12 protein-coding genes are annotated in these 16,577 nt (G+C 41.1%); 11 read left to right on the top strand and 1 reads right to left on the bottom strand.

Annotated features, from left to right (window positions below):
• The 11 genes from DCM90_RS01895 to DCM90_RS01840 all read left to right on the top strand — a co-directional run bounded on the left by DCM90_RS01895 (position 1) and on the right by DCM90_RS01840 (position 15,656).
• Positions 1-6,306, top strand: coding sequence for a hypothetical protein (locus DCM90_RS01895; protein WP_109249666.1), 6,306 nt, complete (start codon positions 1-3; stop codon positions 6,304-6,306).
• Positions 6,307-6,324: 18 nt separating this feature from the next.
• The gene (locus DCM90_RS01890) at positions 6,325-6,687 is read left to right on the top strand and encodes a DUF6711 family protein (protein ID WP_109249665.1); all 363 of its coding nucleotides are present in this window, start codon (positions 6,325-6,327) and stop codon (positions 6,685-6,687) included.
• Positions 6,688-6,699: 12 nt separating this feature from the next.
• Positions 6,700-9,945, top strand: coding sequence for a hypothetical protein (locus tag DCM90_RS01885; protein ID WP_109249664.1), 3,246 nt, complete (start codon positions 6,700-6,702; stop codon positions 9,943-9,945).
• A 222-nt stretch (positions 9,946-10,167) separates the two neighbouring features.
• Positions 10,168-10,590 (top strand): DUF1617 family protein, encoded by a 423-nt coding sequence (locus DCM90_RS01875; protein WP_109249662.1) that lies wholly within the window; start codon positions 10,168-10,170, stop codon positions 10,588-10,590.
• 16 nt (positions 10,591-10,606) lie between these two features.
• Positions 10,607-10,858 carry a hypothetical protein gene (locus DCM90_RS01870; RefSeq protein ID WP_109249661.1) on the top strand — a complete coding sequence of 84 codons (252 nt, stop codon included), beginning with the start codon at positions 10,607-10,609 and terminating at the stop codon, positions 10,856-10,858.
• Between the two features lie 78 nt (positions 10,859-10,936).
• The gene (locus tag DCM90_RS01865; RefSeq protein ID WP_165815170.1) at positions 10,937-11,329 is read left to right on the top strand and encodes a hypothetical protein; all 393 of its coding nucleotides are present in this window, start codon (positions 10,937-10,939) and stop codon (positions 11,327-11,329) included.
• A gap of 1 nt (position 11,330) precedes the next feature.
• Positions 11,331-12,155, top strand: a complete 825-nt coding sequence (locus tag DCM90_RS01860) for a GH25 family lysozyme (protein ID WP_109249659.1) — start codon at positions 11,331-11,333, stop codon at positions 12,153-12,155.
• 5 nt (positions 12,156-12,160) lie between these two features.
• Positions 12,161-12,565 (top strand): hypothetical protein, encoded by a 405-nt coding sequence (locus DCM90_RS01855; protein ID WP_109249658.1) that lies wholly within the window; start codon positions 12,161-12,163, stop codon positions 12,563-12,565.
• The gene (locus tag DCM90_RS01850) at positions 12,552-12,998 is read left to right on the top strand and encodes a coiled-coil domain-containing protein (RefSeq protein WP_109249657.1); all 447 of its coding nucleotides are present in this window, start codon (positions 12,552-12,554) and stop codon (positions 12,996-12,998) included. The genes DCM90_RS01855 and DCM90_RS01850 overlap by 14 nt, the downstream gene beginning before the upstream one ends.
• A complete protein-coding gene (locus tag DCM90_RS01845; RefSeq protein WP_109249656.1) occupies positions 12,961-14,274 on the top strand; it encodes a collagen-like domain-containing protein in 1,314 nt (437 codons plus the stop codon). The genes DCM90_RS01850 and DCM90_RS01845 overlap by 38 nt, the downstream gene beginning before the upstream one ends.
• 1,172 nt (positions 14,275-15,446) lie before the next feature.
• Complete coding sequence (locus tag DCM90_RS01840; protein WP_109249655.1) at positions 15,447-15,656, top strand: helix-turn-helix domain-containing protein; 210 nt, start codon at positions 15,447-15,449, stop codon at positions 15,654-15,656.
• Between the two features lie 436 nt (positions 15,657-16,092).
• Here DCM90_RS01840 and DCM90_RS01835 read toward each other — a convergent pair whose 3' ends face one another.
• Positions 16,093-16,461, bottom strand: a complete 369-nt coding sequence (locus DCM90_RS01835; RefSeq protein WP_109249654.1) for a DUF805 domain-containing protein — start codon at positions 16,459-16,461, stop codon at positions 16,093-16,095.
• Positions 16,462-16,577 lie beyond the last annotated feature (116 nt).

Here is a 16,577-nt window from a genome sequence, read left to right as displayed (position 1 = left end):
ATGGATTTAGAGACGCTACAAGTAGTATTTGATATGAATACTGAACTTATCCAGCCCAAGTTAGACGCATTAAAAGAGAAATTTAATAAGACATTAGGTGGTTTAGGACAGACCGTACAGGAAGAATCTAATAATGCAACTAATAGTATTGATTTATCTGGATTAACTGAAAAGTTCTCTGAATCATTCACTAAAATGCAGGATCAAACGGCTGGTTTTTTTGAGAAATTCGAGAAATCTATGAATCAAGGATCTGAGAGTGGAACAGATAGCATTACCAAAAACATGCACAAGATGCGCGTAAGCGTGGGTAAAGACGTGGATTCAATGGTATCTGATATCAATGCCAAAATGGAACAGGCAAAGGCTGCACAGGAACGGATGGCGAACCTCAAGAGCCTTGGTGGATTAGCTGCCGATCGTGGAGATTATAAGACATCGACACGAACCAACGAACAGGCCGCTAGTGAGCAAGCTAAAATGGTCCGGAGCCTGAATGCGGCTAAGGATCTAGCTCGTTCTATGAAGGACGAGTATAAGGAGATTCCAGCAGAGCTTCAAAAGATTGCTCAGCAAATGGATCATAATGAAGCCGAAATTGGCAGTTACCAACGAAAAATTAAAGAACTTCAGGCCCAACAAAAAGATGCGATGAAGTTTGAATCCGGTAAGGGGTTTGGGGCCAAACAAAATGTTCAAACCGATGATTCTCGAAAAATTGGCGAAGAAATTGAGAAGGTACAGAAAAAGGTTAGCAAAGCGATTAATTCTTCTGATTCTCTAAATAAAGCGTACGCCAAATTACAGGATCGTTATGGGGAACTCGGTAAGGCAATTCCAAAAGTCAATACGGATTTGTCCGAAAGCGCTACGGTTGCTAAGCGATCACGGGAAGCATTTAGTTTGCTAGACGGATCTACAAGCAAAACTAAGACAGCTCTTAAAGGAGTTGCCACTGCTATTGGAAAATTATCTGGAATTTCTTACATGCTGAAGCGTGGTTCTAGTGGCATGAATGATATGGGTCATAAAGCCCGTAGTCTATCTAGCACTATGGCCTCTTTAGGATCTCGTTCCAACAGTTCGTTAAATAAAATGAACAAAGGGATTAAGAAATCTGATAGTCAATTATCGGAACTGGCTCGTGGAATTAAGTCATTACCTGCTCAATTTTTGGTATGGGGGGTGGGATTTGAAGCATTAACTAAGCTTTCTGAAGGTTTTGCTAATGCATTTAAGACTAACAAGCAGTTTAGTAACAGTCTGAACCAAATTAAGGCAAACTTAATTGCGGCTTTTTATCCACTATATTCCACAGTAATGCCATGGATTAATCAATTTATGCAGGTCTTGGAAAAAGCGACTGGATGGTTAGCAAAGTTCAGTGCCTCGTTATTTGGTATGAGTGATGCTACGGCCCGAGCTGGTGCAAATAAAATGTACACACAGGCTAAGGCCTTAGGAGATGATTCCGGATCTAGTAGTGCATCTAACGAAGCTGCTAAGAAAGCCGTTCAAGCTGAAAATGCCGCTATTCGAGCTCGAAATGACGCGGGTCGAAAGGCAGTTCAAGAAGAAAATGCGCAAATAAAAGCTCGTAATTCTGCCCGTAAGAAAGCTATTCAGGAACAGAATGCGGCTATTAAAGCAGCTAACGAGCAGCGTAAGAAAGCTGTTGAACAGGCTAATGATGCTATCCGAGCTTCTAATAAACGTGCAGATGATGAGGTTGCGGAATATAACAAGAAGCAAAAGGAACGTATCGATGAACTAAAGAAAAAGTACCAAGATTATAAGAATAATCTCATGGGCTTTGATGAAATTAACACGCTGGACGTTTCCAAAGAAATTCCTGATTACACCCCTAAAGAAGCTCATCATCAAGACCTGGAAGAATATACACCAAAAGATACTATTTCTGATAGCGGAGAAGACGAAGCCTTAAAGACTTTTACTCCAGAAGAAACAAAATCACTTTCTGATGCATTGGATGATGCAGCTAAAGATCTAGATGGAATTCAACAGGCATTGGGCAATGTTAGCCCAGCCTTTGGTGGAGCAAGCGATGCGGCTAAAAAGTTCCGGGATATCTTAGCTGACCTATATCGTCCAATTAAAGAAGCATGGGATGCTAAAGGTAAAGTTGTTTTAGATGCTATGAAGTATGCCTTCAATGAAATCAAACGGTTAATTGGTGATATTGGAAAATCCTTCCTTAAAATCTGGGATAGCAAGCTTGGCGTTCAAACGTTAGAAGACTTATTACAATTATTCGCTAATATTATCAACATCCTGGGTGACGTTGCCAAAGCGTTTGCTGATGCATGGGAAGATCATGGTACCGGTGATAAATATATTAAATCCATCTTTGTGATGCTGGATTCAATCTTAAAGTTGTTAGGCAGTATTACAGAATCATTCCGAAAGGCATGGAACGACGGAACTGGTGAAAGAATCGCCCAAAACCTGTTAAAACTATTTACCGATATTAATAACACGATTGCCGATTTTGCAGACTCGTTCCGTAAAGCGTGGAATGAAGGAGATGCAGGCACTAAGCTTTTTGAAACGTGGCTTAATGATATTGGTAAGTTACTACGTGATTTGGATGATATTGTTATTTCATTTAAGAAAGCCTGGGACGCTGGAGATATTGGTAGAAAAATATTCTCTGACATTATTGATATTGCTAAACAGATTGGTAAATTAATTGGAACTTTTGCAGATTCGTTTCACGATGCATGGAATCAAGGCGAAACTGGAACCAAGATGTTTGGTAGTTGGCTAGATGCTATTAAGAAAGTCTTAGATGTCATTGATGATTTTGTAAGTTCATTTACAGCGGCTTGGAAAGAAGGCGCTGTTGGAACTGGGATCTTTAAAGACATATTCAAAATTTCGGGTAGTGTTGGTAAGACTATCGGAAACTTAGCTGGCCAATTCAAAAAAGCTTGGGATGCCGGTAAGACTGGACAAAGTATTTTACACACTATTCTTGAAATTTTTAAGGATATATTTGATCATCTTAGCGATATGGCTGATGCAACGGCAAAGTGGGCTAAAAAACTGGATTTTACACCACTTTTAAAGTCTATAGAAGGTTTATTTAAGTCGATTAAAGGCTTGGATAAGACAGTATGGGATGCAATAGAGTGGGCATATAAAAATGTTCTTTTGCCATTAGCTAAATTTACTATTACCGACGCATTACCTACTTTTTTCAAGTTGCTTTCAAGTGCGATTAAGGTAGTCAATTCAGTTCTAAAGGCATTAGCACCATTAGGTAAATCACTTATTGATGCCTTCTTAAAACCTATAGCGGGTTTTACTGGAGGATCAAGTATTAGTGCATTAAAAGGGATTGCGGATGCTTTAGAGGGATTATCATCATGGATTGATAAACATCAAAAAGCCGTTCAAACGTTTGCTAAGGTTTTAGCGACTATGTTTGTAATTAAAACTAGTTTTAAGGGACTCAGTAAAGGGACATCCCTTGTTGAAGATCTATTAACTAAAAGTAAAGGTTTAGACGGTAAAAAGGGTGTTTTAAAGGAATTCTTTGGTAAGATAACGGGTATTTCCGATTTAAAAGATGGTGTGGAAAATGTTAAGGATCTTTGGGGGTACTCACGTGATTTAGCTAGTGTTTCTTGGGGGAAGTTGAAAGATGGTGCATCAACGGCCAAGGGATTAGCTTCTACATCGTGGACTAAACTAAAAGACGGTGCGTCTGTTGCTGGTGACCTTGTTTCTGTCAAATGGTCATCGTTAAAGTCTGCTGCAGGTAACGTCGTTAATTTAGTTAAAGGTTTCAAAGATTGGTCGATTTGGAGTAAAGCCGCCGCTGCTGGTCAGGTCATCCTAGACGCAGCGATGGACGCTAATCCAATTGGGCTGATTGCAACTGCTATTGCCGCAGTCGTTGCTGGTTTAGTTGTTCTTTATACCCACAACAAGAAATTTCGTGATTTTGTTAATGGTATTTATACCAACATTACGAAATGGATGGGAGATGCCATCAAGTGGCTTAAGAATAATTGGCAAAATGTTGCCAAGTTTATTATTAATCCAGTAGGTAGTATTGCTGATTGGTTTTTAAAGGATACTAAGCTAGGCAAAAACGTTTCTAAATGGGCTGGCAATGCCTTAGATTGGCTAAAGAAAAATTGGAAAGACGTTGCTTTACTTATTATTAATCCTGTAGCCGGCATAACTAACTGGTTCCTAAAAGACACAAAAACTGGGCAGGCCATCCTTAAATGGGGTAAAAAGGCCCTTGATAATGCTGTTAGTTGGGCTAAAGATATTGGAAAAAATATTGGTAAAAAAGTTGAGAGTGGTAAGAAGGCTGCTCAAGATGCTGGAAGTAAAGTTGGTAAATGGGTATCTGATAAGGTTAAAGATGCTTCAACTACTATTAAAAAGTGGTCTAAGAACCTCGGTAAGGACATCAACGATGCTGCAAAGAGTGCTAAGTCACTAGCCTCAAAGGCTGGTAAAACGGTTGGCGGATGGGTTCATACAGGGGTCACAACTGCTGACTCCAAAATCAAGAGTTGGTCTAAAGATTTAGGATCACTTATTAATAAAGCTTCTTCAGGAGCTAAGACATTGGCCTCTAAGACTGGTAAAACAATTGGTGGTTGGGTCCATACCGGAGTCACTACCGTAAATTCCAAAGTGAAATCTTGGTCTAAAGGATTAGGTTCGCTAATTCATACAGCTTCGTCGGGTGCAAAATCTTTAGCATCCAAGGCCGGTAGCAGTGTGGGTGGCTGGGTTCATTCTGGTATTAAGGGAATTAATTCAAAAATCCAGACCTGGTCTAAAGGACTTGGTTCTTATATTGGTTCCCATATTTCGAGTGGCAAGTCTGCGGCATCCAAGGCTGGACAAACGGTTGGTGGTTGGGTCCATTCAGGTATTACATCAGTTAGTAAGAAAATTACTGGGTGGGCCGGTAGTCTCGGTGGAAAAATTGCCAGTGGACTTAAAAATGGGGTAGACGCTATCAAACGTGCCTCAGCCGATATTGCCAACGGCATTCTAAGTACAATTGGGAAAGCTGTTAATGGTGTAATCAAAGGAATTAAATGGATTCTAGATAAGGTTGGCGCCCATGGAATGGCTGATGGAATGTCCTATTGGGATGTCCCTCATTTTGCACAGGGCGGACACCATCAGGGTGGCCTTGCCATGGTAAATGATGAAAATGCTAGTCATTACCGTGAGGCCTATCAATTACCAAATGGTAAACAAGGGATCTTCCCAGCACAACGTAACATGATGGTTTATCTACCTAAGGGTACGCGGATTAAGAATGCACAACAGACCTATCGTGAGGCAACCGCTAAGTTGCCACACTATGCTAATGGGCTATTTGGTAATTTTGATTTTTCTATGCCAAACTTTGGAGACATACTTGGTGGACTTGGTTCAGGATTTTCAAATGCTATCGGCGGTGCAGTTGAGTCGGTTGAGGATCGTATTAAGGATATTATCAATGGTATTCGAGGGATTGCCGGTAATATTAGCTACGATGCTTCACATCCAATGGAGGTTATCAAAAAAGGTGTTGGTCAATTTGTTAACTTAGGGTATGGTTCAGACTTAGGAACTGCAGTTGCCAAGGGTGGGGTATCTTCTTTAGAAGACGGTGCTGTTAACATGGTGCATAAAGCCTTAAAAGAGGCATTTGATAAGGCCAAAGAAAAAGCACGCAAAATCGCTGAGGCTGCCTACAGTGCTGCTAAGAAGGCTACGGATGCTACTTCAAAAGCGGCGGGTTCATTGTTTGATGGTAAAAATAGTGGGTTTAACATCCTTGATTCCCTCAAGGGGTTACATCTTGGATTTAAAAATGGTGGATTTGTTAATCAGGCTGGTACTTATAATTTAGCTGAAGAAAATACACCGGAAATTGTTTTGCCACTCAGTCAACCGTCACGGGCATTAGAACTTATGCAACAGGCCATGGGGTATATGAAACAGAACTTTGGCGATGGAATTACTATGCCGCATTCTATGGTTACCTCAAGTACAATTGCACCCTCAGATATTCAATCTAACCCGCAGGATTCTGATGCATTGCTACACAGCAATGGGACAGCTGGATTGCAGGAAGCGTTAATGAGTGCCATTAGCGTGGCTATGGCTAATCAACAAATGGATCATCAAACGAATCAAGGTTCTCAACAACCCATTGAGATTACCGTCAAGCTTGGCGATGAAACCCTTGGTAAACATGCAGTAAATGGAATTAACTCATTTAATCGTAAAAATGGACGTCAAATGCTAGATTTATAAATCAGGAGATGAAAGAGGATGGCTTATGCTTTATCCGTCAACGGGACCGCCTTGCCGACCCCAACGCAGTATCAATTCATTGTTAATGATATCGATGGTAAATCAACCCGGAATGCTGCGGGAAAATTAACTCGTGACCGTGTTGCTGTTAAACGAAAGTTGACCATTCAATGGGGTCCGCTTTCTATAGAACAGTTAAGTCAGATTCTAACGGCAATTAAGGAGCCCTTTTTTCAATGTACTTATTTAGATGGTCAAGAAGGTAAAGAAGTGACAAAAACGTTCTATGTTGGTGATCGAACATCGCCATCCTATTCGTGGAATGAAAATATGAAATCAATGGCGTGGCAATCTTTATCGTGTGACTTCATTGAACAATAGGGAGGCGATAAAGTGCTAAAACAATCAGATGCGTTTAATCAGGCGTTTGCTGGAGATACACGGGTACTAAGCTTAAAATTAATCGTTAATGATAAAACTACATTTACAGCAGAAGATGTGGTTAGTCTTGAGTATGATTCCGCGGCCTTCACAGGGGATGCCTTTGGAATAGGATCAACTTTTGAGAATACAATCAAGATAGTATTTGCTGACCTTCAAGAAGGCCTAAAACAGAACGATGTTTTAAAGCCTCAAGTGGGTATTCAACTTTCTGATGGAACGTTTGAATATGCGCCACTTGGGGTTTTTATTATTTCGGATGAGATTCAGCAGGATCGTAATGCTGAGCAAACAACACTAACTGCAGTAGATAAAATGGCTTACTTAGAAGGTACTTACGTCCCAATTGACGGAATCAATAAACATTCTGTAAAAGACCTGGTTTTAGAAATTGCTAATGCAGCAGGTGTATCTGTTAACACAAACAATGTAGAACGATTACCAGCTACCAATGATATTGCTCCGATTGTTGGTCAGACTTATCGTAATGCGTTGGGGATGCTAGCCCAGTTTATTGCGGGGTACGTTACCTTTAACCGTTCAGGAGAATTAGAACTACGATCGTTAAGTGATGATACTTTTGCGATCGCACCAGAAAATTATGAATTTCAAGGACTAACCAAGAATGAGTCGGTTTATAATCTGTCTGGAATCTCATGCTCCGTAACAACAACCGTCCTTGGGGATGATGCTTCTGCAAGCGACACAACAGCAACTTTGCAATCTGGAGTAACAACCGGGTCTCAAGTAGCTCTGACGAACAATTCCATGACTCAAGATTTGTTGGACAATGTTTTTAACATGGTTAAAGGACTGTCTTTTTATCCTTATACTCTCAATTGGTTTGGTAACCCAGCTGTTGAGGCTGGAGATTGGTTAAAGATACAGGACACAAAAGGAAACACCTTCCTGACATTAAATAACAGTTATGTACTGACGTTTGACGGCTCACTATCAGCAGTCTCATCAACATCAGAAACGGTTACTAATGAATCTGGATATTCTTATCAGGGTACACTTCATCAAGTTATTAACGATATTCAAGGACACTTGGCAGCTGGCGGAGGCAATTATGTTTTTACTGGCACAGAAACGCCTACAAATCCTAAAGAAAATGATGTTTGGTACAAAGATGTTAACGGGAAAACCGAAATGTACATCTATGAGAATGGAGAATGGATACTTAAGGCTTCAGATGTTAGTGGCGAAGAAGCAGCTAATATAGCAAATGAAGCAGCACAAAATGCACAGGATGCCAAGAACAAAGCCGATGACGCTTATAATTCTGCAGCGGATGCTTTCAAAACTGCAGAATCAGCGAATGATTCTGTGGGCGTGTTAAAAGACACCGTTGCAGGTAAGGCAAATGAAAGTACTGTCGAACAAATTGATAGTGCTTGGAGAGTTGCTATAGCTAATTCTGGCAGTAGTAATTATGTTTATAATTCATCCTATGCGAATAAGGCCGAAGGGTGGAACTTGTTTGGAAAAGCATATTTAAGTACGGCGGCTGTTTCAACAGGGAGTGGATCACCGGGATTTGCGGTGAATTATAATGGAACATATACCGGAGGACTTGAATTTGGGGAATCTAAACATTTACCACTCATTAGTACGGATGTAGATGCTACGTATAATGCTTATTCAGCACAAGTTACATTGAAAATTTATGCAGATAGTACAAGTGATGCCAGTGTTGGTGCTACAGTTGCCTATTATAATGATGCGGGTACACGTATTGGTAATAAGGACATACAAGTACCATTAAGTTCTGCAAAAGAGGCGTGGGTTACTAGTACTATTGAAGACGTAGCAGTGGTTAGTGGAGCAAAGTATGTGGGTATACAATACTGGTTAAGAGGTACCCATGTGCACGCTATCATGATTAACCCGATTATCAATCATGGGAAGTCTTCAGTAGCTTATCACCCTGATACGGCAAGTCAGACGGATATTTTAGCAACTATTGATGATATTCAAATGAGGGTTTCCAATGCAGATGGGACGACTTCAATATTTGATATGAATGGTAATACCATTCTATTGGATAGTAACAAAATTATTTTAAATGGCAGTGTCTCTATTAAAAGTGGAACAATCGGGGATGCACAAATTGGTAATTTATCAGCCTCTAAGTTAACAGCTGGAACCATTGATGCCGCAACTATTAACTTGATTAATTTAAATGCGAATAATATTACTACAGGAACAATTAGTGGTGCAAATTTGAGCATTAATTTGAGTACAGGGACTGTAACCTTTCAAAAGGGGCGTATCCACTCGGCAGATAATGGTATTGATATCAATATTGATAGCAAATATGTTTCCGTAGCAGATAGTTCTTCACGTGTGTTACTTCAGGGCGGACAGCTTCAATTTACAGATCCTAATATTTTTAGTCTGCGAGCTTCACCATATTTCGCTATTCAAAACGCCGTGACAGGTGGAAGCTTTAGCACTTCTAGTCTAATTGGGCGTAATTTTATTGCAATGTATAACAGTGCTAATCCACCCTCTATACTTGATATGGGACAAGAAACATTTGCCGGAATTTCAGCAGGTCAAAATGATGATGGAACGTGGAGTCAAACAAGGGTCGGCGGAGCTGATAGGGGTGTTGTTATGGTCGGTGGCACACCCATGGATTCTATAGTTAGTCTTTGGAAGGATTCACCGTCTATTCGTGTTGGTACGGACGGAAAAGGAAATTCCAGAGGAAACCGAGTAGAATTACGCGGTAACTACGTTCATGCAACGTCGATCTATACGCGAACAGCAAGTAGTTCTGCAAATGTTTATGTGGCCGCAGACGGTGCCTTAGTTAGGTCCAGTTCAGCATCAAAGTATAAAATAAATATTTCTGATTTTAATGATTCCGAACTGGCACATGCGTTATTAAATATTAAGGCTAAAACTTGGTATGATAAGGCAGAAACAGAATCGATCGTGGATGAAATGACAAATGGGATGGCCGATAGTTTTGGAACACCTCAGCTCAATCCTTACCTAGGCTTTATTGCTGAGGACCTTGCATATGCTGGGTTAGAAATGCTAGTTGAACGCGGAGCAGATGGACAGCTTGAAGGCATTAATTATGATCGTATTTCTGCTCTTGAACATTTAAATGTCCAAGAGCTTTTTAGACGTGTCTTGGAACTAGAAAAAGAGGTTTATGAATTAAGGAGTGATAACCATTAGTGTAAGCGAAGCAATTACAGTAATTAATGTGGTATTTCCTAAAAGCGATGGAGATCCTTATACAATTTCCTACAATCTAACTACTCCTCATACAAATCAACATGGGATGATACGACTTACTAAGGAAGAATTTAATTCGATTCAAGGGGGCGCCGCAGGTTATCCCAATGCCGTACTAGTCAAGATAAATGCAGAGAACAATCAAATTACGGAGGATGACTAATGAAATTAACTCTACAGAACCAATATTTAGCTGGAGCGGTCGAACTAATGCAAAAAATTCCGTTAACTGGGTATGAGTCTATTGCGCGGACACGTTTTGTCAAAATGTTTAAAAGTCCAATTAAAATCCTAGAAAAATCGCAAAAGTCTCTTCTGGAGGAGTATGTAGCACGGGATGAAAATGGCAATCCAGTTATTGTGGCTGGTGATCAATATCGGATTACGGATATGGGTCAGTTTCAAGTAGCAACTAATAAATTACTGAATGAAAAAGTAGAAATTGACCAACCAACTTATACTGATCATCAAAGTGATATTCAGCGAATTTTGATGAATTGTTCAGTTGAACTTTCCGGCGACGATGCAATTATTTACGATGCTTTATGTAACGCACTAGATGTTGATTTTGAAGAAGAACAATAAAGGAAGGAAGAATATTATGTCTTTAACTACGGCACAATCAATTACGCTTAACGGTGAATCGCTTATCAATGGACAACGAGTAGCAACTTTCACAACGAATATTTCGGCTGATCAAAGTTATGCAAATATTTCTATGAACGTTTTACTCCCAGATGTCTATGATACAAATAAGCCGGCAGTTCGACAGGATCGAGATGATTTTCAAGATAAAGCAGATGAAATTCAGGATGGTTTGGATGCTGAAGCGTCTACTACAACAAAGGAATAATGTGTAAATAACATACTCGAAAAGGACAACTTGATAATGAAGTTGTCCTTTTTATATATAAAATTGGAGGAATTTATTGTGAATATTGTTGATGGAACCACGGCGGCTAGCTTAGTCGCCTTTTTAGTTACCCTAATTGCAGCCTTGTATAAGTTTGTGCGCCCAATTGTAACCACTAAGGTAGAATCAGCCACGAGCCAAAAGACTAAGAACGCTTTAGAACTGGGATTGAAGTTATCGGATGCTATCGTGCCAGAAATGGCGGTTATGCAAGACCTATCGGGTAGTGACCGCAAGAAAGAAGCTATTCGATTTGTGAACGACCAGCTCCAAAAGAACGGGTACAAAGTGGATGTATCAGCACTTAGCGCCCTCGTAGAGCAAGCCTACCAGGCTTACAAGACCACTGGAGGAGATAACCACAAGACCATTGAAGTTGTCACTGATGAACCTGCAAAGGGGGATGACTAGCATGTCAAAAATCGTAATCGATGTATCAAGCTACCAAGACTCAACTCAATCTTTCTTCCAAAACCTATATAAAAACGGCGCTAGGGGCTTGATGGTCAAGCTGACGGAAGGAACCAACTATCTTAATCCTAAGGCTGGGGCACAGGTTTCCAATGGCCTTAAAGTCTTTGGGGCAGTGGGCGTTTATCACTTCTTCCATGGTGCAGCAACGGCTGAAGCTAACTACTTTTTAAAGCAGGTGCAAGCCTTTGGACTCGACAAGACTACGGTGCTAGCGATTGACGTGGAGGCCAGTGACTTGCCAACTAGCACGACTAGCTCAGTCAATGCTTTTATCGCTATTTTGAAGAAAAATGGCTATGAGCATGTTATCACTTATACCTCATCTAGCTGGCTGCAGAGTAAGCGAGTTGACTATAACCTGCTTGCTGATAAACATATCTGGGTAGCTTCCTACGGCGTGGACCAGCCGGGGGTGGACCACGCAAACGCCTGGCAATTTACCGATAACTTTTACGGGGTAGACGCAAGCTATGACTTTGATGGTTCGTTGATGGGCACGTCTACTTCATCCCCGTCCCCAAGTGAAAGTGACAGCTACTGGGGCAAGGCGGGCTTATATCAAGTGAAGTCGAAGATGGTCTGGGGTTACCAAGATAAAGCCTTTAAGCAAAGCAAACACACCCGGTGGGCAAAGGGATCGCAGTTTTACGCTGTTCCAGTTAAGTATGGTGACATCTACCGGCTTAAGACGCTCGTAGGAAGTGACAAGGCGCAAGAAGCCTACGTAACGGCAAACAAGGATTTTGTTGAGTACAAGGGGTGAGCGAGATGAAGAAACAGCTTATCGCTTCAATTCGTGCCAATCGATTTTTACTAGTAACTAGGTTTGAAACCATTCTGCTCGGAGCTTATTTCATCACTAACGCATTTCAATTTGCTCGGCCGGACCTGCTAAATACACTTGCTAGTCATATCGACGACCCGCCCTTTGCGGTGGGCCTGATTATCATTGGTACCTTTATGGCTCTGGTAGCGCTGTTTGACTTGGCACCGCTGACTAAATGGTGCTACGGGATAGGTGAGTGCGTATGGTTCATCTATACGTTGTCATTTTGGTTGCAAGACTATGAAATTCATGGTCATGTAAACCTTTTGACGTATCTCATGCTAGTGGTAACGATTCGAATCGCACTTGAAGCATGGGCAGGAGGTGAGCCAGATGGAGTGGACTAGTATCATCACGACCTTCTTGACTGTAGCCGGTGGTGTAATTGCCGGTTGGTTTACTTATGAACAGAAGAGCCAAACTGCTGATACTAGCAATCAGTCCCTAATTTTTAGCCAGCTTCAAGATATGATTAAAACCGTGCAAGATATGCAGGATGAAGCACGTAAGAACCTCGACTTGATTGGGGAGAAGGATACTAAAATCTCCACTATGTCGGCTCAAATCAAAATCCAAACCAGTCAGATCACAGCCCAGTCGCAGCAGATCAAGGAGCAATCCAAGACCATAAAGGAGCAGTCCGGCGTGATTGACAAGCTTACTAAGCAAATCGGTGAGCTTAAGGGTCGAATTAACGAGCTACTGGAGCAACTGGACACACAAAATAAAGGGGGTGGTAGAGATGAAAATTCTCAGCTTACTTACAGGCGAAAGCGTTAAATTCGGTGACACAGCGACGAGTATCGAACTTAGTGCAATCGAAAATGGAATGCAGGTTGTTTTAACTGATGGACAGTCTGCCGAGGTAAAACTCAAAAATAGCGATGGCTTTGTGGGCCGGTATCCGGCCAGTTTTGATGACAAATCCAACAGCTTCACTTTTTCCACTGGTAGCTTAACCCAACTACCACCGGGGATGTACGACTTAGAGCTATGGATCACTAGCCGTACCGGTGAATCTATCTTTCCCGATCGGGGATTTATCTCCCTTAGTATCAATGCGAACTCAATGGGGATCAGCGGTAGTGTCATCTCGTCACTGACCCTCGAAGCGTTTATCCAAGAGTTTGAGAAGCTGAAAAATGAAACCAGTCAAACAGTCGCAGATTTTCTTGCCAACTCGGTTCACGGACTGAAAGGTGACACCGGGGATGCTGGGCCAAAGGGTGAAACAGGCGCTCAAGGCCCACAAGGCATCCAAGGCGAACAAGGGCCACAAGGAAAGGCCATGTCTATCACTAAAACCTTTTCTTCTATAGCAGAGATGACGGCTAGCGCTGGTGCTGGCTTGACAGACGGCGACCTCGTCATGATCTCATCGGATGTTGAGGACACTGACAACTCGAAGCTTTTTAGTTGGAACGGATCTAGTTTTAACTTCTTGACGGACTTCTCTGGGGCAACGGGACTTCAAGGCCCCCAAGGCTTACAGGGTATTCAGGGAACTCAAGGGATATCTGGACAAGATGGTAAGTCAGCGTATGATATCGCCGTAGCGAACGGATTCACAGGTACAGAGCAAGACTGGCTGGATAGTTTAAAACCATCAACCAAACCAACACGTGCGCCGAGCTCCTTTTCACTAGATCGAAGTGGTAACCCATGGGTAGCGCGTTTTGATAATGGAGCAACCCTTATAAATACCGCCAACACGGTAAGCGAAGGTGGTTTTGGCTACGGTAGTGGGTATAACGTCTACAGTGGTCAGCCGATTTCGTATGGCCTAGGTTGGCCTCAAACAGTGCTTATGCTTTCGATTGGAACGCTAAAAATCAACGTTTTAAAGGCCTCGACAGTAGATGTCACACCTAACTGGGGAAACATCACTATCGGTAACCCGTTGCGGCCTGGAGATGATCTAGACTATACCGGTTGCCAAGCTACTACTGGCGCACCAGTCGGCGGTACGTCATCGGACTTTGTCATGAAGATGTACCAGATCGGCGCCATTACTAAAGCAGACGCTATCACTTTAGGCGCTGCTGAAAAAGAGTAAGTCTATATGCTTGCCTGACACAAGAGATTAAAGATAGAATGTTATTGTTAGGAAGCGAAATCCAAGTTTTATCGATTATCTTTTCATGTTGATGGTTATAGGACAAAGTGGTTCTCACAGGACGTGAGGGCTGCTTTGTTTTTTGTTATTAAAAATGAGTCTAAATAGTTGTTCAGAAAATGAAATCGAAGTACTATATGAGTGTACCTATGGCGCAATCACGTAGATACGTTCATGTTCTCTCAATAAGTAGCAAAACTCTCTTGATCCATCATACTAAAGCCCCTCACTCGATTAATTTTGAGTGGGGGGCTTTTTGCTGTAATTAAAAGAGCCCCCTAAACTGGCTAAGTTCCGGGGGCCGAACGCATCGGTTGCGTCCTATAGTTTGTCATGCTATCCTAAAAAAGAACAGATGAGACGTAATTAATTACGAGTGGTAATATTACGTATAAAAAGATGAAACGAGAGATTTGTTTCAACGAAGAGAGGCTCCTTCTAGGCGACCATTTCGCTGGCAAGGCGATTGAAAATGTCGCCTGTTCATATTGTAACAGAAAAAATATTAAAATAAATGAGTTGACAAATCATTGAACTATTAATTTTATTACAAATTGAGATAATCAGTTGATTTTAAAATATGGTACCTTATAATAACAGTTAGAGAGATTTGTGGAGATTGGCTTCTTCACATAAATCTATTAGGCTAATAGATTGTCTTGGTAGCTTTTCTGTGCCCTCTTGTGCTTGGTCGCCAAGAGGCCTACATATATTAATCCCTCACTCGATTAATTTCGGGTGGGGGTTATTTTATTGCAATAATTACACGATAAAGTGTTGATTATAACACTATACCGTGTTATTATAAAAGTGTGCTAAGGGAGGTGATAACCATGAGCCATAAACCGAAGCACAAGAAAAAGCGTTCAAAAGATGAGGTGAAAGCAAGCGTGACGTTTTGGATTGGAGTCCTGTCATTCTTACTCAATGTGATAACCACTATCTTCAAACGCTAATCGGAAAAGGGTAAGAGTGATAAACTCAAACCCTTATTTCCGTATATTATATCATGAGGTGATTAAAATGAAAAATTCTACCAAAATTAATATCGGATTAATCTTAGCGATTCTGGCACTACTTTTAGCAATCTACAATATGATGAGGTGATAACTATGCACATTGATTTAAATGATCCTAATATTTTGAGCGCAAAGGAAGCGGCGCAGATATGGGGTAAAAATGACGCTTATGTTCGTACATCGATTTACCATACTCCTGAAAAGTGGCCTAAAGGAACATATCGTGTATTTGGCAAACAAATCGTTGTCACTGCTGAAGGAATGGAAGCGGCCACTGGTGAACATGACCCACGAAACAGATAGATTGCTTAATGGATGGATTTACCATTGTAAGGATGTTATTTCTTGTATTAGTTACCTCGTTGTCCGTTCTTGTTCTTTTTTCTGATATCAATTAGTTTTCTGGATAAACCGCAAAAGACAAATAATATACCTAATTAGCATTTATATATTACGTCCCACAAACTTCCCACAATTCTGTGGGAAATAACAAGGACTAGCGAAACATGAATAAGGAAAGTTAGCTAAAAATAAGTATTCTAAGTCCTAATGAGAAGTTATGAAACGTTAAATTATTTCCGCCAAAAACATGGAATACAACTCGTACCGCACCCAAGTTTCCCAGTGGGAACGGGATCAGTATTTGGAATTGTATTAACATATAAATCAAAAAAGCCCTGAGACAACTGGAATTCAGTTGTTTCAAGGCTTTTTTACAGGTTCCATGATTAACCCTTGCTTACATTTCCCAACGGTTTGGCCGGGATGGTAAAATCATTAAGATGAAGAACCAAATCGTTCCGAGAATTGGAATGATATCAATTAAGACCCACCAGCCAGAATGATCAGAATCATGGAGCCGGCGAATCCGAAGTGATAAGGTCCCTAACCACACAATAATTGCAACCACTTGAACAATGGAATTTACGCTAAGGTCTTGCCAACTGTAAATGTCGTTAAGGGGATGACCCAACGTCGTTTGAAGCAGGGCAATAATCAGACCGCCTAAAATATAGTTAATAATAATTGGCCACCAGTACTGGGGCCGATTTGCAGTCCCCGAAAAATTCAGAATATTATTCCAGAAATCTCTGTAGGCTTCAATCATATAAAAACCTCCCTTATCTTCAATAAATTATTGTGAATTGTTTCAACTTAATTATACTAATTCGCTTGAGAATTGGGAAATTTAACGATTGGAGCCCAAAATAGGGAGAAAAGGAT

The organism is Levilactobacillus bambusae (assembly GCF_003124125.1).
GTDB classification, from domain to species: Bacteria; Bacillota; Bacilli; order Lactobacillales; family Lactobacillaceae; genus Levilactobacillus; species Levilactobacillus bambusae.
The sequence above is the reverse complement of the archived record's forward strand: the minus strand, read 5'-3'. Positions and strand labels throughout refer to the sequence as shown.